The organism is Ideonella aquatica, from assembly GCF_018069755.1.
Taxonomy (GTDB): Bacteria; Pseudomonadota; Gammaproteobacteria; order Burkholderiales; family Burkholderiaceae_C; genus Ideonella; species Ideonella aquatica.
The window spans coordinates 353087-373286 of record NZ_JAGQDE010000002.1; the positions used below are offsets into that span (position 1 = coordinate 353087).

At 67.7% G+C, this 20200-nt stretch carries 18 protein-coding genes; 14 read left to right on the forward strand and 4 right to left on the reverse strand.

Features of this window, described 5'->3' with window-relative positions; translation table 11 throughout:
* Positions 1 to 9 precede the first annotated feature (9 nt).
* Positions 10 to 1041, reverse strand: coding sequence for a zinc-binding dehydrogenase (locus KAK06_RS03815; protein ID WP_210800509.1), 1032 nt, complete (start codon positions 1039 to 1041; stop codon positions 10 to 12).
* Between the two features lie 87 nt (positions 1042 to 1128).
* Between KAK06_RS03815 and ftsY the strand changes: the two genes are divergently transcribed.
* Positions 1129 to 2145 (forward strand): signal recognition particle-docking protein FtsY, encoded by a 1017-nt coding sequence (ftsY, locus tag KAK06_RS03820; protein WP_210800511.1) that lies wholly within the window; start codon positions 1129 to 1131, stop codon positions 2143 to 2145.
* Positions 2146 to 2149: 4 nt separating this feature from the next.
* On the opposite strand, the gene KAK06_RS03825 is transcribed toward ftsY, so the two are convergent.
* Together KAK06_RS03825 and ilvA are read right to left on the reverse strand one after the other, a co-directional pair.
* Entirely contained in the window at positions 2150 to 2548 is a 399-nt protein-coding gene (locus KAK06_RS03825; RefSeq protein ID WP_210800513.1) for a carboxymuconolactone decarboxylase family protein, read from the reverse strand.
* Positions 2545 to 4116, reverse strand: a complete 1572-nt coding sequence (ilvA, locus tag KAK06_RS03830) for a threonine ammonia-lyase, biosynthetic (RefSeq protein ID WP_210800519.1) — start codon at positions 4114 to 4116, stop codon at positions 2545 to 2547. The genes KAK06_RS03825 and ilvA overlap by 4 nt, the downstream gene beginning before the upstream one ends.
* Positions 4117 to 4431: 315 nt before the next feature.
* Here ilvA and KAK06_RS03835 point away from each other — a divergent pair, with 315 nt between their 5' ends.
* From KAK06_RS03835 to cyaY, 3 genes are all read left to right on the forward strand, one after another.
* Complete coding sequence (locus tag KAK06_RS03835; protein ID WP_210800526.1) at positions 4432 to 4854, forward strand: OsmC family protein; 423 nt, start codon at positions 4432 to 4434, stop codon at positions 4852 to 4854.
* Positions 4855 to 5094: 240 nt separating this feature from the next.
* A complete protein-coding gene (locus tag KAK06_RS03840; protein ID WP_210800528.1) occupies positions 5095 to 6027 on the forward strand; it encodes a porin in 933 nt (310 codons plus the stop codon).
* 303 nt (positions 6028 to 6330) lie between these two features.
* Positions 6331 to 6687 (forward strand): iron donor protein CyaY, encoded by a 357-nt coding sequence (gene cyaY / locus KAK06_RS03845; protein WP_210800530.1) that lies wholly within the window; start codon positions 6331 to 6333, stop codon positions 6685 to 6687.
* A 35-nt stretch (positions 6688 to 6722) separates the two neighbouring features.
* Here cyaY and KAK06_RS03850 read toward each other — a convergent pair whose 3' ends face one another.
* Positions 6723 to 9089 (reverse strand): penicillin-binding protein 1A, encoded by a 2367-nt coding sequence (locus KAK06_RS03850; RefSeq protein ID WP_210800532.1) that lies wholly within the window; start codon positions 9087 to 9089, stop codon positions 6723 to 6725.
* Between the two features lie 251 nt (positions 9090 to 9340).
* On the opposite strand from KAK06_RS03850, the gene KAK06_RS03855 reads away from it, so the two are divergent.
* The 10 genes from KAK06_RS03855 to KAK06_RS03900 all read left to right on the forward strand — a co-directional run bounded on the left by KAK06_RS03855 (position 9341) and on the right by KAK06_RS03900 (position 20068).
* Positions 9341 to 10420, forward strand: a complete 1080-nt coding sequence (locus KAK06_RS03855; RefSeq protein WP_375140873.1) for a pilus assembly protein PilM — start codon at positions 9341 to 9343, stop codon at positions 10418 to 10420.
* Complete coding sequence (locus KAK06_RS03860) at positions 10417 to 11028, forward strand: PilN domain-containing protein (protein WP_210800533.1); 612 nt, start codon at positions 10417 to 10419, stop codon at positions 11026 to 11028. Before KAK06_RS03855 ends, KAK06_RS03860 begins: the two co-directional genes overlap by 4 nt.
* Positions 11028 to 11726 carry a type IV pilus inner membrane component PilO gene (locus KAK06_RS03865; RefSeq protein WP_210800535.1) on the forward strand — a complete coding sequence of 233 codons (699 nt, stop codon included), beginning with the start codon at positions 11028 to 11030 and terminating at the stop codon, positions 11724 to 11726. The genes KAK06_RS03860 and KAK06_RS03865 overlap by 1 nt, the downstream gene beginning before the upstream one ends.
* A complete protein-coding gene (locus KAK06_RS03870; RefSeq protein ID WP_210800537.1) occupies positions 11723 to 12256 on the forward strand; it encodes a pilus assembly protein PilP in 534 nt (177 codons plus the stop codon). The genes KAK06_RS03865 and KAK06_RS03870 overlap by 4 nt, the downstream gene beginning before the upstream one ends.
* Positions 12257 to 12279: 23 nt before the next feature.
* The gene (locus KAK06_RS03875) at positions 12280 to 14442 is read left to right on the forward strand and encodes a type IV pilus secretin PilQ (RefSeq protein ID WP_247652618.1); all 2163 of its coding nucleotides are present in this window, start codon (positions 12280 to 12282) and stop codon (positions 14440 to 14442) included.
* A gap of 191 nt (positions 14443 to 14633) precedes the next feature.
* Entirely contained in the window at positions 14634 to 16445 is a 1812-nt protein-coding gene (locus KAK06_RS03880) for a hypothetical protein (RefSeq protein WP_210800540.1), read from the forward strand.
* A gap of 67 nt (positions 16446 to 16512) precedes the next feature.
* Positions 16513 to 17061 carry a shikimate kinase gene (locus KAK06_RS03885; protein ID WP_247652619.1) on the forward strand — a complete coding sequence of 183 codons (549 nt, stop codon included), beginning with the start codon at positions 16513 to 16515 and terminating at the stop codon, positions 17059 to 17061.
* A gap of 68 nt (positions 17062 to 17129) precedes the next feature.
* A complete protein-coding gene (aroB, locus tag KAK06_RS03890) occupies positions 17130 to 18209 on the forward strand; it encodes a 3-dehydroquinate synthase (protein WP_247652620.1) in 1080 nt (359 codons plus the stop codon).
* The gene (locus tag KAK06_RS03895; RefSeq protein WP_310741026.1) at positions 18202 to 19368 is read left to right on the forward strand and encodes a deoxyguanosinetriphosphate triphosphohydrolase; all 1167 of its coding nucleotides are present in this window, start codon (positions 18202 to 18204) and stop codon (positions 19366 to 19368) included. The genes aroB and KAK06_RS03895 overlap by 8 nt, the downstream gene beginning before the upstream one ends.
* A 1-nt stretch (position 19369) precedes the next feature.
* The gene (locus KAK06_RS03900) at positions 19370 to 20068 is read left to right on the forward strand and encodes a transposase (protein WP_210800549.1); all 699 of its coding nucleotides are present in this window, start codon (positions 19370 to 19372) and stop codon (positions 20066 to 20068) included.
* Positions 20069 to 20200 lie beyond the last annotated feature (132 nt).

Here is a 20200-nt window from a genome sequence, read left to right on the forward strand (position 1 = left end):
CGAGCGTCGTCAACCGATCTCGATCGCCAGCTTGCCGAACTGCTGACCACTGGCCAGGCGGTCCAGCCCGGCGTGCACCTGCTCCAGCGGGTAGCGCGCGTCGATCACTGGACGCAGACCATGGCGCTCGACCCAGGCGACCAGGTCGCGCATCTCGCTCAAGGTGCCCAGCGTCGAGCCCAGCACCTGCAGCTGGCGGATGAACATCCGGCGCAGATCAGCGCCCGGCTGGTCACCGGTGGTGGCGCCGCAGGTGACCAGGCGGCCGCCGCGGGCCAGGGATTTCAGCGCCGAGGACCAGACCGCGGCGCCCACGTTCTCGAACACCACCTCCACGCCATGGCCCTGGGTCAGCCGGGCCACTTCCTTGGCGACGTCCTGGGTGGAAGAGTCGATCACCTCGTCGGCACCCAGGGTCTTCGCGCGCGCCAGCTTGGCCGCATCGCGCGAGGTGACGATCACCCGTGCGCCCACCGCCTTGGCCAGTTGCAGGCCGGCCAGCGAGACGCCACCGCCGATGCCGAAGACCAGCACCGTCTCCCAGGGCTGCAGGCGGGCGCGGGTGAAGAGCATGCGCCAGGCGGTCAGGTGGTTCACGCCCAGCGCCGCGGCCTCGGCCGCGTCCAGGTGCGCGGGCCAGGCCAAGACATTGCGCGCGGGCAGGCTGACGTACTCGGCCAGTGTGCCGTCGCGGTGCTCGCCCAGGTAGCGGATCTGGGCGCACAGCACATCGTCGCCGCGCAGGCAATGCGTGCACTGGCCGCAGGCCACGCCGGGGTGCACGATCACGCGCTGGCCCACGCCCCACTGGCGCACGCCGGCGCCCACGGCATCCACCGTGCCGGCGCCGTCCAGCCCCATGATCTGCGGCAGGCTGTGGGTGATGCCGGCGCCGCTGTCGCGCATGTACAGGTCCACCCGGTTCAGCGTGGCGGCCTGCAGGCGCACCCGTACCTCGCCATCGCCCACCGGCGGCAGCGGGCGCTCGCCCACCGCCACCACCTCGTTGCCACCGTGACCGGTGATGAATGCAGCCTTCACCTGTGTTCTCCTCTGTCGGTCATTGTCCCGTCCCGGGTGTCAGCCGGTCGACAGGTGCTTGCCCGCGGGCCGGGCGACAATCGGCGGATGTTCAGTTTCTTCCGCAAGAAGTCGCCCCCGCCGCCCGCGCCGGCCGAGGCCTCCACCCCGGCCGCTGCCGAGCCCACGCTGCCCGCCGTCGTCGAGACCACGCCCAAGCCCGAGGCGCGCACCAGCTGGCTGGGCCGGCTGCGCCAGGGCCTGGCGCGCACCGGCAGCAGCATCGCCCAGGTCTTCACCGGCACCCAGATTGACGATGCGCTGTACGAGGAGCTCGAGGCGGCGCTGCTGATGGCCGATGCTGGCGTCAAGGCCACCGAGTTCCTGCTCGAGGACCTGAAGCGCCGCGTCAAGGAGGCCAAGGCCACCGAGCCCGCGGCCGTGAAGGGCCTGCTGGCCGACGCGGTGACCGATCTGCTCCAGCCGCTGCAGCGCCCGCTGGAGGTGGGCCGGCATCACCCGACGGTGATGATGGTGGTGGGCGTCAACGGCGCCGGCAAAACCACCAGCATCGGCAAGCTCACGCGTCACCTGGCTGAGCATGACGCCAAGGTGCTGCTGGCCGCGGCCGACACCTTCCGCGCCGCGGCGCGCGAGCAGCTGCAGGTCTGGGCCGGGCGCAACCAGGTGGAGATCGTCAGCCAGGAAGGCGGCGACCCGGCCGCGGTGAGCTTTGATGCGGTCACCGCCGGCAAGGCCCGCGGCACCGACGTGGTGATCGCCGACACCGCCGGCCGGCTGCCCACCCAGCTCCACCTGATGGAGGAGCTCAAGAAAATCAAGCGCGTGATCGCCAAGGCCGACGAGAGCGCGCCGCACGAGGTGCTGCTGGTGGTGGACGGCAACACTGGCCAGAACGCGCTGGCGCAGGTCAAGGCCTTCGACGACGCGCTGGGCCTGACCGGCCTGATCGTCACCAAGCTGGACGGCACCGCCAAGGGCGGCGTGCTGGCCGCCATCGCGCGCGAGCGGCCGATCCCGGTCTACTTCATCGGCGTGGGCGAGAAGCTCGAAGACCTGCAGACCTTCGACGCGCGCGAGTTCGCGCAAGCCTTGCTCGGTTGAGTCGTCAGGCCTGGCTGGCGGCGCCTTCCGCGTCGATCGCGGCGAACACCTCACGCGCGGTGCGGAAGGCATCCATCGCTGCTGGCGCGCCGCAGTAGACGGCGGCCTGCAGGAAGGCCTCGCGGATCTCCTCGCGCGTGACGCCGTTGTTCAGCGCGCCCCTCAGGTGCAGCTTCAGCTCGTGCGGGCGGTTCAGTGCCACCAGCATGGCCAGCACCAGCAGGCTGCGGTCGCGCCGCGGCAGGCCGGGGCGGTTCCAGATCTCGCCCCAGGCGACCTGGGTGACGAACTCCTGCAGCGGCAGGCTGAACGGGTCGGCGTTCTTGATCGCGTTGTCCACGTAATCGGCGCCCAGCACCTCGCGGCGCGTGGCCAGACCCTTGGCGAAGAGTTCGTCGTTCATTTCAGGAACAGCTGGTAGACCGGGTTGTCGGTCTCGTCGACGCAGGGGTAGGCCAGCGTCGCGAGGAAGTCCTTGAAGGCCTTCTTGTCGGCCTTGGGCACCTGCATGCCCACCAGGATGCGGCCGTAGTCGGCGCCCTGGTTGCGGTAGTGGAACAGGCTGATGTTCCAGTCGGGGTGCATCGCTGACAGGAAGCGCATCAGCGCGCCCGGCCGCTCAGGGAATTCGAAGCGGTACAGGCGCTCGTCGCGCGCCAGCTCGCTGCGCCCGCCCACCATGTGGCGCACATGCTCCTTGGCCAACTCATCGTCGGTCAGGTTGACGGTGGCAAAGCCGTGCTTGACGAAGCTGCGCTCGATCTTCTCGGCCTCGTCGCGCTTGCTGATGCTCACGCCCACGAAGACATGCGCCACACGGGCATCCGAGATGCGGTAGTTGAACTCGGTCACGCTGCGCGTGCCGACCAGCTCGCAAAAGCGTCGGAAGCTGCCGCGCTCCTCGGGGATGGTCACCGCAAACAGGGCCTCGCGCCGTTCGCCGAACTCGGCCCGTTCGGCGACGAAACGCAGGCGGTCGAAGTTCATGTTGGCGCCGCAGTTCACCGCCACCACCGTCTTGCCCTTGAGCTGATGCGTCTGCAGGTACTGCTTCATGCCGGCCACGCCCAGCGCGCCCGAGGGTTCGACCACGTTGCGGGTGTCCTGGAAGATGTCCTTCATCGCGGCGCACAGCTCATCGGTGGTGACGCGCACGTAGTCGTCCACCAGCTCACGGGCGATGCGGAAGGTCTCCTCGCCGACCAGCTTCACCGCGGTGCCGTCGGCGAACAGGCCCACGTCGGCCAGTTGCACGCGCTTGCCGGCCTGGACCGAGCGGATCATGGCGTCAGAGTCCACGGTCTGCACGCCGATCACCTTGATCTCGGGGCGCACCGCCTTGATGTACGCGGCCACGCCCGAGATCAGTCCGCCGCCGCCAATCGCCACGAACACCGCCTCGATCGGGCCCTGGTGCTGGCGCAGGATCTCCATCGCGATCGTGCCCTGGCCGGCGATCACGTCGGGGTCGTCAAAGGGGTGGACGAAGGTCAGGCCCTGGGCCTTTTCCAGCTCGACCGCATGGCCGTAGGCATCGGTGTAGCTCTCGCCGTGCAGCACCACCTCGCCGCCCAGCGCGCCCACCGCATCGACCTTGACCTTGGGTGTGGTCACCGGCATCACGATCACCGCACGGCAACCCAGCTTGCGCGCACCCAGCGCCACGCCCTGGGCGTGGTTGCCGGCCGAGGCGCAGATGACGCCGCGCTGCAGCTGCTCGGGCGTCAGGTGGGCCATCTTGTTGTAGGCGCCGCGCAGCTTGAAGCTGAACACCGGCTGCAGGTCTTCGCGCTTGAGCAGCACGTGGTTGCCGGTGCGCCGGCTCAGCGCGCGGGCGGGCTCCAGCGGCGATTCGATGGCCACGTCGTAGACCTTGGCCGTCAGGATGCGGCGCAGGTAGTCGGTGGTGGCGGGGCGTTGCGGGGCGGCCGCGCGCGTGCGCGCACGCGGCTGGCGGGGGGCGCCGGCCATGGGCGTCTCTCCTGTAGGGTTGGGTGGGCGCGCGACCCTGGCGGAAGGGCCCGACGTCGCTGCTGCAGCGCGTCATGATACCGGGGGCCCCAAGAAAAAAGCCCGAAGCCGTGAGGCTTCGGGCCAATCCACCAATGGAGGAGGTGGAGGAGACAACCGGGGCATCGGAAAACGTTTCCCGATGCGATGAACGCAGTCTAGCGGGACTTATGGTGCACTGCAATATCCCTGACTAGAGGGGGTCCACTAGGCCCGCATAATTCACGCTCTGCGCGCCCGGAGGTGGCGCGCTGCACGGAACCACAGGAGAAATCGATGGAATGCACGGTGCGCTGGGTGGCGGACGCAGGCATGGTGATGCTGGCCGAGACCGGCAGCGGCCACACACTGGCCATGGATGGCGCACCCGAAGGCGGCGGCCGCAACCTGGCGCCGCGCCCGATGGAGACCCTGCTGGTGGGCGCTGGCGGCTGCACGGCCTATGACGTGGTGCTGATCCTGCAGCGCGGCCGCCATGCGGTGACCGGTTGCGAGGTCCGCATCCAGGCCGAGCGGGCCACGACCGACCCGAAGGTGTTCACCGCGCTGAACCTGCACTTCATCGTCAGCGGCCGCGACCTGCCGCAACCGGCGGTGGAGCGAGCGGTGGCCCTGTCCCATGAAAAGTACTGCTCGGCCACGGCGATGCTGGGCCGGACGGCGACCATCACCACCACGGTTGAAGTCCGACCGGCTTGAAGCCGTCTGGGGGCTGGGGATGCCCTCGGACGCGCATTCCGTGGTAGGGATTTGGTTGCACGTTGTTGCCAGACAACAGGCACTTTCTATTTACTGGCCAAAGGCTGGCAGTCCCGGGCTCCCTCTGGTGCAATATCGGCAACTTCCGATGAGGAGGTTGGCCTGATCAGCCCCACCTGTCCAGGTGATCCGGGTTCTCTCCCGATCGGGACCTCTTGTTCAACCTAGGAGATAGTTGAAATGAAAAAATCTCTGCTCGCTCTGGCCGTGCTCGGCGCTGTCGCCGGTACCGCCTCGGCCCAATCGTCGGTCACCATCTACGGCAAGCTGAACATCGAAGCTGGCAAGGCTGTCGCCACCACCGACAAGACCCTGTTGGACGTCGCCGGCAGCCGCCTGGGCTTCAAGGGTGTTGAGGACATGGGCGGCGGCCTGAAGGCCACGTTCGGTATCGAGCACCGCTTCTCGCCGCAAGACGGCCAGGCCAATGCCCGCTTCTGGAACGGCTACTCCACCGTCGGCCTGATGGGCGACTGGGGCCACATCCGCATGGGCCGCGACTACGTCGTCGGCTTCCTGATGGTGCAAAACCAGATCGACCCGTTCGGTGGTGACACCCAGGCCGCCCTGCGCGGCGTCGGCATGCTGCAAGGCGGCGCCCGCGTGCGCTACAACTCGCAGATCGAGTACCACCTGAGCACCAACGGCTTCAACCTGGCTGCCCAGGTTGCTGACTCGACCAACAACGGTGGCAACGACAACCGCGCCATGGCCTTCGCTGCCAACTACGCGGCGGGTCCCCTGTTCGTCGGTCTGGCCTACGAAAACGGCTCGGCTGCTGACGACAAGCAAATCTCGCTGGGCGCTCGTTACAACTTCGGCTTCGCCACCCTGTCGGCTGGCTACTCGAAGGGCACCACCGCTGCCAACGTGGATGGCAAGGGCTACCTGCTGGGCGCCAACATCCCGTTCGGCGCTGGCGACTTCAAGGTCGGCTACGCTGTCGGCGACGCCAACACGGCCGTGGCTGGCAACTACAAGAAGGTTGGCGTGGGCTACCACTACAACCTGTCCAAGCGCACCAAGGTGTTCGCCGACTACGCCAAGGTGGGTGGCACCGACGCCATCGGCCCGAAGACCGGCTACGACTTCGGTATCCAGCACAACTTCTGATCCTGGCGCAGGCCTGCTTCGGCAGGTCCGCCGCACAGAAGCCAAGGCCACCTTCGGGTGGCCTTTTTCATGGCCGTATCCGTCTCAGCGGCTGGGGGCGCTGGCCGGGGTGACTGCCGAGGCGGACAGGGCTGCAGGGCGGGCGTCCACCCTCTGCAGCGGGCCGCGTTGCCCACAGCCCGCCAGCAGTGCCAGCGCGGCCGCGGTGCACCACAGCGAGGCATGGCGCCACCGTGCCGCACGAAGGGGAATCGAAGGCTCTACACTCGAAGGACTTGCTGTCATGACTGCGATCTTACTGAGATGTCTGCCCCCGCCGATTCCCTGCTCAACGACGCCGACTACCGTCGTCTCACGCATGCCTTGCTGTCCGCGGTGGAAAGCCAGGTCGACGCCTGGCTCGACGAGGATGTGATCGACATCGACACCCACCGCAGCGGTGGCCTGCTGGAATTGTCGTTCCCCAATGGCAGCAAGATCATCCTGAACACCCAGCCGCCGCTGCATGAGGTCTGGATGGCGGCGCGGGGAGGCGGCTACCACTTCCGCTGGGACGGCCAGTCCTGGCGCGACACGCGCGACGGCGTGGAGTTCCTGCAGCGGCTGTCGCAGGAGGGCAGTGCCCAGGCGGGTCAGGCGCTGGCGTTCAAGCCGCGCTGAGCCGACCGGCGCCGTGACGGGCGTCCGCCGGGCCCTCAGCGCTTGAACAGGTCCAGGATGCTGCGGCGCTCGTCGTCGCTGGGGGCCTGGGGTACGGCGCGCTGGTCCTCTTCCTCGGTGCGCAGCGTGCCGACGCCGGCGCCCGGACCGAACTCCTCGAAGTACCACTCATTGCCGATATTGACCACGCCTTCGGGCGGCTGCAGTTCGGCCACTGGCACGCCCTGCAGGGCGCTGGCCATGTACTCGATCCACACCGGCAGCGACAGGCCGCCGCCGGTTTCGCGGTCGCCCAGCTTGCGCGGCGTGTCATAGCCGATCCAGACCACGGCGGCGAGCGTGGGTTGGTAGCCGGCGAACCAGGCGTCCATCGAGTCATTGGTGGTGCCGGTCTTGCCGTAGATGTCGCTGCGTTTGAGTGTGGCCTGGGCGCGGGCGGCGGTGCCGGAGCGGGTGACCTCCTGCAGCAGGCTGCTCATCAGGAAGGCGTTGCGCGCATCGATCGCCCGTGAGGACTCGGTCAGCTCGCGCGCAGGCGCCTGGAACAGCAGCTTGCCACGGTCATCGGTGACCTTGGATACCAGCAGCGGCGTCATGCGGTGGCCGCCGTTGGCGAACACGCCGTAGGCGGTGACCATCTGCAGCGGCGTCACCGAGCCGGCGCCCAGGGCCATGGTCAGGTAGGGGTCGTGGCGCTCGCGGTCAAAGCCGAAGCGGGTGACCCAGTCGCGCGCGTAGCCCACGCCGATCGACTGCAGCACGCGGATCGACACCATGTTCTTCGACTTGGCCAGCGCACGGCGCAGCGGAATTGGTCCGTCAAAGGTGCCGTCGTAGTTCTTGGGCTCCCAGGGCTGGCTGCCGGTGCTGCCGGCGTCGAAGAACAGCGGCCCGTCGTTGACGACCGTGCTGGGCGTGAAACCCTTCTCCAGCGCAGCCGAATAGATGAAGGGCTTGAAGCTGGAGCCCGGCTGGCGCCAGGCCTGGGTGACGTGGTTGAACTTGTTCTTGCCCCAGTCGAAGCCGCCCACCAGGGCCACCAGCGCACCGGTGCGGGGATCCATCGAGACGAAGGCGCCTTCGACCTCAGGCAGCTGAGTCATGGTCCAGTCGCCCTTGGCGTTCTTGATGATGCGCACCACAGCGCCGCGCCGGATCTGCACCTTGGGTTCGGCCTTCGAGGACAGGCCGGAGGTGACCGGGCGCAGGCCGTCACCGGTCACCGTGACCAGGTCGCCCGACTGCAGTGCGGCGACCACCTTCTTCGGTGAGGCCTCGAGCACCACCGCGGCGCGCAATTCGTCGTTGTCAGGGCGCTCGCCCAGTGCCTCGGCCACGCGGGCATCCACGGCCTTGGGATCGGCCGGCAGGTCGACGAAGGCTTCCGGGCCGCGGTAGACCTGACGGCGCTCATAGTCCATCAGGCCCTTGCGCAGCGCCCGGTAGGCGGCGGACTGGTCGGCTGCACGGATGGTGGTGTAGACGTGCAGGCCGCGGGTGTAGGCGTCGGGGCCGTACTGGCTGTAGATCAGCTGGCGCGCGGTCTCGGCCACGTACTCGGCATGCACCGGCATGTCGGTGGGCCGGCGCAGCTTGAGCACCTGGGCCTTGGCCTGGGCGTGCTGCTCGGCGTTGATGAAGCCGTTGTCCAGCATGCGGTCGATGATGTACTGCTGGCGGGTGGCGGCGCGGCGCGGGTTGGCAATCGGGTTGTAGGCCGACGGTGCCTTGGGCAGGCCGGCCAGCATCGCCGCCTCGGCAATCGTCAGGTCCTTCAGCGGCTTGCCGAAATAGATCTCGCTGGCGGCGGCAAAGCCGTAGGCCCGCTGCCCCAGGTAGATCTGGTTCATGTAGACCTCGAGGATCTGCTCCTTGCTCATGTGGCGCTCGATGTCCAGCGCCAGCAGCACCTCGTAGAGTTTGCGGGTCAGCGTCTTCTCGGTCGACAGGTAGAAGTTGCGCGCCACCTGCATGGTGATGGTGGAGGCGCCCTGGCTGTGGGCGTCGCGCAGGTTCTCCAGGGCGGCGCGCAGCACGCCGCGGTAGTCGACGCCGCCATGCTCATAGAAGCGGGCGTCCTCAATGGCCAGCACCGCTTCCTTCATCACCCGCGGGATGTCGCCAAAGGCCACGAACTGCCGGCGTTCATCGCCGAATTCGCCCAGCAGCGTGCCTTCGGCCGAGAACACCCGCATCGGCAGCTTGGGCCGGTAGTCGGTCAGTGCTCCCAGGTCGGGCAGGTTGCGGTAGGCCAGTGCCAGCGCGATACCTCCGCAGGCCACCCCCGCCAATCCGATGGCCAGCAACAGCAGCAGCAGGCGCCCCAGCGCGCCGATCAGCGGGAGACGGGCCCGAGCGGGACTCGGGCTGGCGGCGGGCGTGTCACTGTCTGGTTCGCTCATGGGGTGTCCGTTGGCGGCGGGATTATAGGAAGCCCCCCTTGTCGGGCCGTCGCGGCGCGGTGCCCGAGCGTCGCCGACCCCTGCAACCAGAGGTAAACATCAGCCAACATTTGACGAAGCTTTGCGCGAATCGCAACGCCCCCCCCATCGTGGCCCCCGCAAAACCTTGGTTTCACAACAATCTTGCTGATAGGATTGAAGTGCTTTGTTAACTTTGCGGCTGCGAACTGTGGTCGCTGGAGCCTCTTTTCGTGGGTTTTCTTGATCGCCTGCTGGGCCGCAAGCACCCTCCGATGGTGGGCCTGGATGTCAGTACCTCCAGCGTCAAGCTGGTGGAATTGGGTCAGACCGCCGCCGGAGAGCCCATTCTTGAGCGGCTTGCCAGCGAGCCCTTCGAGAAGGGCTGGATCGTCGACGGCCAGGTCGAAAAGTTCGAGGAGGTCGCCGACGCGGTTCGCCGCGTCGTCAACCGCAGCGGCACCAAGACCCGGCAGGTCGTGATGGCCATGCCGCAATCGGCCGTGATCACCAAGCGCATCGTGCTGCCTGCCGGGCTGCGCGAGGACGAAATGGAGATCCAGGTCGAGTCCGAGGCGCACCAGTACATCCCGTTCTCACTGGACGAGGTCAGCCTGGATTTCTGCGTCATCGGCCCGAACGCCAATTCGCCGGGTGATGTCGACGTGCTGATCGCTGCCTCGCGCAAAGACCGCGTGCAGGATCGCCAGGGCCTGGCCGAGGCGGCCGGCCTGACGCCCCTTGTGCTGGACATCGAGTCGCACGCGTCGCGCATGGCCATGCAGCGCGTGCTGGCCGGCATGCCCGAGACCGGCAAGGACGCGCTGGTCGCGCTCTTCGAGATCGGCGCCGACACCACCAGCCTCAAGGTCCTGCGCGATGGCGAGTTGCTCTACGACCGCGACCAGTCCTTTGGCGGCTCGCAGCTGACGCAGCTGATCTCGCGCCAATACGGCTTCTCCTACGAAGAGGCCGAGCAGAAGAAGATCTCCGGTGATCTTCCCGAGGACTACGAGCCCACGCTGCTGACGCCCTTCGTCGACAGCCTGGCCCACGAAGTCGGTCGGGCGTTGCAGTACTTCTTCACCAGCACGCCGCACCACAAGGTGCACCAGGTGATGCTGGCCGGCGGCACCGCCTCCATGCCCGGCCTGCGCGAGCGGGTCAAGGACGTGACCGGCTTCCCGTCCCGCGTGGTCAACCCCTTCGAGAACATGAAACTGGGCCCCTCGGTGCGCGAGTCTCGGCTGCGGCGTGAGGCGCCGGCCTACCTGACGGCCTGCGGCCTGGCGATGCGGAGGTTCGTGCAGTGATCCTGATCAACCTGCTGCCTCACCGCGAGGCCCGCCGGCAGGAGCGCAAGCGTGCGTTCTATTCCGCGCTGGGCCTGGCGGCGCTGATCGGCGTCGGCATCGTGATCCTGTGGTACGGCGTGCTGCAGCAGCTGATCGCGAACCAACAGGACCGCAACACCTTCCTGCAGAGCGAGATCGCCAAGCTCGACGAGCAGATCAAGGACATTGCCACGCTGCGCGCCGAGATCGACGCCCTGAAGGCCCGCCAACAGGCCGTCGAAAACCTGCAGACCGACCGCAACGTGCCGGTCTACCTGCTCGACGAACTGGCCAAGCAGACGCCCGAAGGCGTCTACCTGACGGCGGTCCGCCAGGCCGGCACCACCGTCACCATCAACGGCCTGTCGCTGACCAACGAACGCGTCTCCGAGTTGCTCCGCAACACCGCCTACAACTCGACCTGGCTGGAGCGTCCTGAGCTGATCGAGATCAAGGCTGTGGATGTGCTGATCGGCCGTGACCAGCGCAAGCTGTTCGACTTCAACCTGCGCGTCACGATCAAGCGTCCGCAGTCGCCGGCCAAGCCCGGCGCTGGCGCCGCCTCCGACGTCGCAAAGGGCAAGTGATGGCCACCAAGCAAGCTGTTCCACGCGTGGACATCGCCGCCGGCCTGAGCGGGCTGAGCCGGCAGTTCCGCGAACTCGATCCCAAGCAGCCGGGCCAATGGCCGCTGATTCCCAAGTTCACCGTCTGGCTGCTGGTCATGCTGGGTGTGGTGTTGCTGGGCTGGCCGGCGTTGCTCAGCGGCGCCTCCGAAGAACTCGATGCCGCCCGCGAGCGCGAGCCCAAGCTGAAGGAAGAGTTCCGCAGCAAGCTGGGCCAGGCGGTGAACCTGGCCGAGCTGCGCAAGCAGAAGGAGCAGGTTCAGGAGTACGTGACCCAGCTCGAGAAGCAGCTGCCCGGCAAGGCTGAGATGGACGCCCTGCTGTCCGACATTAACCAAGCCGGCATCGGTCGCGGGTTGCAGTTCGAGCTGTTCCGCCCCGGCCAGGTGGTGGTCAAGGACTACTACGCCGAGCTGCCGATCTCGCTGCGCGTGGTGGGCCGCTTCCATGACGTGGGTGCCTTCGCGGCCGATGTGGCCAATCTGTCGCGCATCGTCACGCTGCACAACCTGAGCCTGGTACCGGTGACCAAGGACACCAGCGGCAACCTCGTGATGGAAGCCACCGCGCGCACCTACCGCTACCTCGACGCCGCCGAAGTGGCCGAGGTCAAGCGGGCCGCGGCCGCCGACAACAAGAGGAAGGGAGGCTCGTCATGAGCCCGCGCTGGACCGCCCTGCCGCTGGGCATCGGCCTTCTGGCCCTGCTGTCGGCCTGCTCCGACGGCAACGATGAATTGCGCGCCTGGATGGAGCAGCAGCGCAACGAGATCCGGCCGCGCGTCGAGCCGATCGCGCCGCCCACCAAGTTCGTGCCGCAGCCCTACCTGTCGGCCAAGGCGCTGGAGCCTTTCAATCCGCGCAAGATGGCCGCCACCTCGCAGATCACGCGCCAGCCCAATGCGGTGCTGGCCTCCGAGATGCGCCGCCGCAAGGAGCCCCTTGAGGCCTTTCCTCTGGACAGCATGGCGATGGTGGGCAGCGTGACGCGCGCCGGCAAGCCTTTCGCGCTGATCCGGGTCGACAACCTGCTGCATTACGTGAAGGCGGGCGAATACATGGGCCAGAACTTCGGCCGCATCACCCGCATCACCGAGAGAGACGTGACGCTGCGTGAGATCGTGCAGGACGCAGCGGGTGAATGGATCGAGCGCACCAGCACCCTCCAGCTACAGGAGAAGGCGCAATGAACAACGGGTTGGAGTCACGCAAGATGAGGAGTCGAGTCAGCGCTGCGCTGGTCCTGGCGGCAGGAATGCTCTGGTCGGGTCTGGCCAGTGCCGAGAACCTGGTCCGCTCGATCACCGCCTCCCAGCAGGGCGGCAGCGATGTCGTGCGCATCGAGCTCACTGAACCGCTGGCCGGCAACCCGGGGGGGTTCGTCATCCAGTCGCCGCCGCGGGTGGCCATCGACCTGCCTGGTGTCGGCAACGGCCTGGGCCGCGCCAGCGTGGATGTGGCCCAGGGCAATGTGCGCAGCGTCAGCGTCGCCAGTGCTGGTGAGCGCACCCGCCTGGTGCTGAACCTCAAGCAAGCCGCCAACTACCGCACCCAGGTCCAGGGCACCACCCTGCTGGTGCTGCTCGACGGCGCGTCGGTGTCGGCAGCCGACGCCTCGGGAGGCACGGCGGCTCAGCCCTCGTTTGCGGCCAGCCAGAACCAGGAACAGCTGGCCATTCGCGACATCGACTTCCGCCGTGGGCCCGATGGTGCCGGTCGCGTCGTCGTGTCGCTGGCCAACACCCAGGTCGGCGTTGATCTGCGCCAGCAAGGCCAGAACCTGGTGGTCGAGTTCCTGCGCTCCACGCTGCCCGAGCGCCTGCGTCGCAAGCTCGACGTGTCGGACTTCGGCTCGCCGGTGCAATCGGTCTCCACCACCCAGGCCGGTGACCGCGTGCGCATGCTGGTCGAACCGCGGGGGGCCTGGGAGCACAGCGCCTACCAGACCGACACCCAGTTCGTGCTGGAGGTTCGTCCGCTCAAGCAGGATCCCAACAAGCTGTCGCAGGGGCCGGGCTACCGGGGCGACAAGTTGTCGCTGAACTTCCAGAACATCGAGATCCGCTCGCTGCTGCAGGTCATCGCCGATTTCTCCAGCTTCAACGTCGTGACCAGCGACACCGTCAGCGGCAATGTCACGCTGCGGCTGAAGGACGTGCCCTGGGACCAGGCGCTGGACATCATCCTGCAGGCCAAGGGCCTGGGCATGCGCAAGTCCGGCAACGTGCTGTGGATCGCTCCGAAGGATGAGCTGGCCGCCAAGGAGCAGGTCGAGCTTGAGGCCAAGAAGAAGATCTCCGAACTCGAACCGCTGCGCACGCAGGCCTTCCAGCTGAACTACACCAAGTCCGAGGACGTGGCCAAGGCCCTGATCGGCACCAGCGCGGGTACCGGTTCCAGCTCGGCCAACAGTGGCGGCAACAACGCCACGCGCATCCTGTCGCCGCGCGGCTCGGTGTTGTTCGAGCAGCGTACCAACCAGCTCTTCGTCTCGGACATCCCCTCCAAGCTGGAGGAGGTGCAGCAGATGATCGCCAAGATCGACATTCCGGTGCGCCAGGTGTTGATCGAGGCCCGCATCGTCGAGGCTGATGACAAGTTCGGTCGCTCGCTGGGCGCCAAGCTGGGCGTGGCCGACCTGCGTGGTCTGCGTGGTGGCGTGCCGGGTTACAGCGTCGGCGGCGGCAACTACGTCAGCATCGGCGGCAACTACGTCAACACCGGCATCCAGACCGGCCAGACGCCCAACACCGCCACCAGCTACAACAACACCCAGGTCGTGAACCTGCCGGCCAATACCGGCTCGATCAGCACCGAAGCCGCGGCCAACATCGCGCTGACGCTGTTCAGCGCCACCGCCAACCGATTCCTGAACCTGGAGCTGTCAGCCCTGGAGGCCGAGGGCAAGGGCAAGATCGTCTCCAGCCCGCGCGTCATCACGGCCGACCAGATCAAGGCCGAGATCGAGCAGGGCGAAGAGATTCCCTACCTGGTGGCCTCCACCGCGGGCAACACCTCGGTGCAGTTCCGCAAGGCCAGCCTGCGTCTGGAAGTGACGCCGCAGATCACGCCGGAGGGCAGCGTGCTGCTCGACGTGGCCGTCTACAAGGACAGCCGTGGCGTGACCACCACTGCGGGCCCGGTGATCAACACCAAGCGCGCCAAGACCCAGGTGCTGGTCGAGAATGGCGGCACCGTCGTGCTGGGCGGCATCTTCACCCAGAATGACGGCGACGAAGTCAACAAGGTGCCCTTCCTGGGTGACATCCCCTGGGTGGGCAACCTGTTCAAGAACCGGGTGCGCTTCAGCAACCGGACCGAACTGCTGATCTTCATCACCCCGAAGGTGGTGACCGATCGCACTGGCGCGCGTTGAGCAAGCCTGGCACGTTGAGGCTCGGAGAGACAGACATGATGGGAGCGAAGGTGATGCGAGGACTGCGTGCCTGGGGTGCGACACTGGCGGTGAGCGTGGGTCTCGCGGCGTGTGGCGGCGGTGGTGACAAGACGGGCACTTGCTCGCTGGGGTGCGATGGCGACGGCTCGGTGTCCCAGCTCCGTGTCTCCGTGACCAGCGCCAACACCAGCATTGACCTCAGCACGCCCGCGGCCGTGACGGTCACCGTCACGGCGGTGGATGCCTCCAGCCAGGTGGTGTCGGGCGCCACGGTGAGCATCACCGCGGACAACGGCGGCCAGGTCACCACGGCCAGCAGCACCACCGGGACCGACGGCACGGTCACGGCCACCGTCGAATCGTCCAGCGCCACCGCGGTGGGCAGCATCAAGGTCACGGCCACCAGCGGCAGCGCCAGTGGCAGCACCTCGATCAGCGTCACCGACAGCCAGGTGGCGGTGGGCGACCTGGTCATGGCCCTGTCGTCCAGCGCGATCGCCAACTCCGGGGGCGACGAAGTCACGCTGACGGTCACCGCCGTGGATGCCAAGCGCAACACCGTGGCCGAGGCGCCGGTGACCATCACCGTCGACGATCTCGCCGCCATCATCACCCCATCAGGCACCGTGACCGGCACCGATGGCACGCTGACCGCCAAGGTCACGATCGGCAGCGACAAGTCCAATCGCGCCTTCAACCTCTCGGCCACCAGCGGCTCGATCACCAGGAGCACCGCGGTGCAGGTCACCGGCGCCAATCTGAGCGCCACCTACGCCAGCGCCGTGTCGCCGGGTTCGGCCGGCAACACCATCCGCTACCTGCTGGCCGACGCCAATGCGCTGCCGATGACCGGTCAGAGCATCTCGGTCTCGGCGCCGGGTCTGGCCACCGTGGTGGGCACCACCGACACGGCGGGCGCCTACACCTACACCTACACGGCCCCGTCGATCGACGGCTCGCTGGTGGTCACGGCCACGGCTGGCGGTACCAGCAACACGGCAACGGTCCAGATCAAGGCCTCGGGCACGGTGCCGCCGGCCGTGGGCACCGTCTCGGCCAAGCGTGTCTCGATGGAACCGCGCAAGGTGGCGGTCAACGAGCCCGGCAAGACCACCAACCAGGCCCAGGTGCGCGTCTTGTTCCAGGACGCGAGCAACAAGGGCATTGCCAACATGCGGGTGCGCCTGGACCTCAATGGCGACGCCAACAATGTGGGCGGCACCTTTGCCAATGGCACGGCGCAGCTCTACACCGCGGCCGACGGCTCGGTGACCACCTCGTACATCCCGGGCACCCGCTCCAGCCCCACCGATGGCCTGACCATCCGGGCCTGCTACGACAGCCAGGATTTCGCGATTGGCACCTGCCCGAACTCGGTCACCACGGTGGGCACGGTCACCAACTCGCCCTTGTCCATCAGCCTGGGCACCAACCAGGAGATCGAGATTGGCGATACCAAGCTCACCTACATCAAGCGTTACGGCGTGCTGGTGTCTGACTCGTCGGGTGCCCCGGTGCCCGGCGTGACGATCAGCACCACGGTGGAGGCCACCGACTACGCCAAGGGCCAATGGGTGGTGTCCGGTGGCAAGTGGGTGCAGACGCCTGTGGTGGGCACGCGGCCCGCGGTGGTCTGCGCCAACGAAGACCTGAACCGCAATGGCGCGCTGAACACGGGCGAGGACACCAATGGCAACGGTCAGCTTGACCCGCGCCAGGCCGATCTGCTCGCTTCGGTGGTCAGTGGCACGACCGACGCTGCGGGTCGGGCCACCGTGATGATCGAGTACCAGCAGGAGGCGGCCAGCTGGGTGCAGTTCCTGCTGAAGGTCACCGCCACCGGGGTCAGCGGCACGGAGGGCAACGCCACCAAGTCGGCTTGGTTGTCGGTGCCGGCCAGCGTGGTCAACAACACCTCCGCGTCGCCGCCGTTCCAGATCAGCCCTTACGGCACGGCCACGGTGTGCAGCAACCCGAACTGAGCGCAGCCCGCCTTTCTTGACCCTGCGGCGGCACCCGAAAGGTGCCGCCGCAGTTCCATTCAGAGCCATGATTTCACTGGTGGGCATGCCCGGCAGCGGCAAGTCGACGATCGGACGCCAACTCGCGCGCGAATTGGGCTGGCGCTTTGTCGACACCGATGGCGAGATCGAACGCCGCCTGGGCGAATCCATTCGAGTCCATTTCGAGCGCATGGGCGAGGGCAGCTTCCGCGCGATCGAGTCCGCCACGCTGGCTGAGTTGGCGCAGGCGGCGGGCGCGGCTCCGTTGGTGATGGCCACTGGCGGTGGTGTGGTGTTGCGCGAGGCCAACCGCGCGGTGCTGCGTGCCGCGGGCCCGGTGGTCTATCTGCGCTCCTCGCCCGAAGACCTCGCGCGCCGCCTGCGCAACGACCAGCAGCGCCCACTGCTGCAAGGTGGTGACCCGCTGACCCGCCTGCGCAACCTCTACCGTGAACGCGATCCGCTGTACCGCGAGGTGGCCAGCTACACGCTGGACACCGGCCGCTCCAGCGTGCCCACCTTGGTGCGGCTGTTGCTGTCGCAGCTGGAGCTGGCCGGCCTGGTGCCGGCTGACCGGGCGCCGCCACGCCGCTGAACCGTCGCCACACGCCGCGTACACTGCGGGTCCGGCCGAGGGGGCTGGATGTCATCGAGGGGATCGAGTTGAGGCGCGTCGCGATTGATCTGGGGGAGCGCAGCTACCACGTCTGCATTGGCGCGGACCTGTTGGAGCGCTCCGACAGCTTCGAGGGCCTGCCCCGCTCGTCCACCGCGGTCATCGTCAGCAACGAGACCGTGGCGCCGCTGTACGCCGAACGCCTTCAGCGTGCCCTCGCGCCGCGTCATGCGCAGGTGCTCAACATCGTGCTGCCCGACGGCGAGGCCCACAAGGAGTGGACCACGCTGAACACGATCTTCGACGTGCTGCTGGCCCAGGGCTGCGACCGCCAGACCGTGCTCTATGCGCTGGGCGGTGGCGTGATTGGCGACATGACCGGCTTTGCCGCCGCCAGCTACATGCGCGGCGTGCCCTTCGTGCAGGTGCCCACCACCTTGCTGGCGCAGGTGGATTCGTCGGTGGGCGGCAAAACGGCCATCAACCACCCGCTGGGCAAGAACATGATCGGGGCGTTCTACCAGCCTCTGCGGGTGCTGTGCGACCTGTCCACGCTGGCCACGCTGCCCCCTCGCGAGTTGTCGGCGGGCCTGGCCGAGGTCATCAAGTACGGGCCCATCCACGACCCCGCATTCCTGGTTTGGCTGGAGCAGAACATCGAGGCCTTGCGCGCCGGCGACCAGGCCGCGCTGGCCCATGCCGTGGCGCGCAGTTGCGAGATCAAGGCCGAGGTGGTCGGCGCCGACGAACGCGAGGCGGGGCTGCGCGCCATCCTCAACTTCGGCCACACCTTTGGCCATGCGATCGAAGCGGGCCTGGGCTTTGGCGTCTGGCTGCACGGTGAGGCGGTGGCGGCTGGCATGGTGATGGCGGCCGAGCTGTCGGCCCGCCTGGGCCTGTGCGCGGCCGACCTGCGCCCACGGCTGGAGGCGCTGCTGCAGCGCGCCGGGCTGCCCGTGCGCGGGCCCCGGTTGGGTGCAGCCGAGTACCTGCAGCACATGCGCGTGGACAAGAAAGCCAGCGCTGGCGAGATCCGCTTCGTGCTGATCGAGGGTCTGGGCAGCGCCGTCGTGCGCCCGGCCCCCGATGCGCTGGTGGCCGATGTCATCGAGTCCCTGTGTGCCTGAGTCGCCGGCTCCGCGCCTGGCGCCCTGGGCCAGCCAGGCGCCGCTCAGCCGCGGCCGACGTCGCCCAGAGCCGCCGGCACCCACGCGCAACGACTTCCAGCGCGACCGTGACCGCATCATCCACAGCAGCGCTTTCAGGCGGCTGGTTTACAAGACCCAGGTCTTCATCAACCATGAAGGCGACCTGTTCCGCACCCGGCTGACCCACTCGCTGGAGGTGGCGCAACTGGGCCGCTCGATCGCCCGCAGCCTGCGCCTGGACGAGGACCTGGTCGAGACCATCGCGCTGGCCCATGACCTGGGCCACACCCCCTTCGGCCATGCCGGCCAGGACGCACTGGACGAGTGCATGGCGCCCTGGGGCGGCTTTGAGCACAACCTGCAGAGTCTGCGCGTGGTCGACCGGCTGGAGCAGCGCTATCCCGAATGGGACGGTCTGAACCTGTGCTTCGAAACCCGCGAGGGCATCCTCAAGCGCTGTCCGTTGGCGCTGGCCACGGCGATGGAGCAGCAGGAGCCCGGCGGGGTGGGCCGCCGCTTCATCGATGGCACCCAGCCCAGCCTTGAGGCGCAGTTGACCAATCTGGCTGACGAGATCGCCTACAACGCCCATGACCTGGACGACGGCGTGCGCTCCGGCCTGATCACCTTGGAGCAGGCGCGTGAGGTGCCACTGGTCGATCGCCATTGCTGCGAGGCCCTGGCGACCCACCCGGGCCTGGCCGCGATGCCGCCGCGGCGCCTGCTGGCCGAAACCATTCGCCGCATGCTGTCCGCCCAGGTTTACGACGTGATCGCCGCCAGCCAGGCGGCTCTCGATGCGGCGCAGCCGGCCGACGCCTGGGCCGCCCGCCGTTGTCGAGGTCTGATCGGATTCAGCGAGGCCATGCGCCACGACAGTGCTGCGCTGAAGCGCTTTCTGTTCGCGGCGCTGTACCGACACCCCCAGGTCAATGACAGCACGGCGCGCGCGCGGCGCATCGTCGCCGACCTCTTCACCGCCTACATGGCCGATCCCGGTTTGCTGCCGCCGGAGTTTCGCGACCCGACCGACGCGGCCCGCGGCGTGTCCGATTACATCGCCGGCATGACCGATCGCTACGCCCGGCGCGAGCACCAACGCCTGACGGGGCAGCAGCTGTTTCTGGAGGGAACCTGAGGTGGGTCGCCCGCTGCGGCTGGTCGCGCCCGGCCTGCCTCATCACCTGATCCAGCGCGGCCACAACGGCCAGCCGGTCTTTCTGGACGAGCAGGATCGCCAGCGTTTCCTGGACGACCTGCAGGTCGCGCTGCGCGAGTACCGCCTGGTGCTGCATGCCTACGTGTTGATGGGCAACCACATCCACCTGCTGCTGACACCGCCGGACGAGGCCTCGCTGAGCCGGGCGATGCAGTCGCTGGGGCGGCGTTATGTGGGCTGGTTCAATCATCGGCACCAGCGCCGTGGCACGCTCTGGGAAGGGCGCTTCAAGACCAGTGTGGTCGACACCGAGGGTTACTTCCTCGCCTGCCAGCGCTATGTCGAACTCAACCCGCAGCGCGCCGGCCTGGCATCTGACTTGCTCAGCTACCGCTGGTCCAGTCTGGCGCACCACCTTGGCGCGCGGCAGGATCCGTTGATCACCGACCATCCCGCCTTCTGGCTGCTGGGCAACACCCCTTTTGAGCGGGAAGCCGCCTATCGGCGCTGGCTGGAGGAGGGGCTGGACGAGTCGCGCGAGCGCTTCCTCCACGACACCCTGACCAAGGGCGGCGTGCTGGGCGGCGAGCGCTTCGTGGCCGCGCTGGCTCAGCAGACCCAGCGCCGATTGACGCCAGGGCGGCGTGGTCGTCCGCCCAAGCCCGCCGTCAAAGCCTGAGTCCTGGGCGACCAGCATTTAATCGAGTCTGACACCAATAAATTGGTTCTGACGGCTGCTCTCCGAATTAAATGGAGTCTGACACCATTTAAATCTGCTTGAGTCGGGGAGGGAAGGCCCGTATCCTCGGGT

Excerpts from the sequence above, each read along its gene's own strand:
- KAK06_RS03840 (WP_210800528.1), top strand. The coding sequence starts at position 5,095 with ATGAAAAAATCTCTGCTCGCTCTGGCCGTGCTCGGCGCTGTCGCCGGT.
- KAK06_RS03875 (WP_247652618.1), top strand. The coding sequence starts at position 12,280 with ATGAGGAGTCGAGTCAGCGCTGCGCTGGTCCTGGCGGCAGGAATGCTC.
- KAK06_RS03835 (WP_210800526.1), top strand. The coding sequence starts at position 4,432 with ATGGAATGCACGGTGCGCTGGGTGGCGGACGCAGGCATGGTGATGCTG.
- KAK06_RS03825 (WP_210800513.1), bottom strand. The coding sequence starts at position 2,548 with ATGAACGACGAACTCTTCGCCAAGGGTCTGGCCACGCGCCGCGAGGTG.
- KAK06_RS03865 (WP_210800535.1), top strand. The coding sequence starts at position 11,028 with ATGGCCACCAAGCAAGCTGTTCCACGCGTGGACATCGCCGCCGGCCTG.
- KAK06_RS03885 (WP_247652619.1), top strand. The coding sequence starts at position 16,513 with ATGATTTCACTGGTGGGCATGCCCGGCAGCGGCAAGTCGACGATCGGA.
- KAK06_RS03850 (WP_210800532.1), bottom strand. The coding sequence starts at position 9,089 with ATGAGCGAACCAGACAGTGACACGCCCGCCGCCAGCCCGAGTCCCGCT.
- ilvA (WP_210800519.1), bottom strand. The coding sequence starts at position 4,116 with ATGGCCGGCGCCCCCCGCCAGCCGCGTGCGCGCACGCGCGCGGCCGCC.
- KAK06_RS03870 (WP_210800537.1), top strand. The coding sequence starts at position 11,723 with ATGAGCCCGCGCTGGACCGCCCTGCCGCTGGGCATCGGCCTTCTGGCC.
- cyaY (WP_210800530.1), top strand. The coding sequence starts at position 6,331 with ATGTCTGCCCCCGCCGATTCCCTGCTCAACGACGCCGACTACCGTCGT.
- ftsY (WP_210800511.1), top strand. The coding sequence starts at position 1,129 with ATGTTCAGTTTCTTCCGCAAGAAGTCGCCCCCGCCGCCCGCGCCGGCC.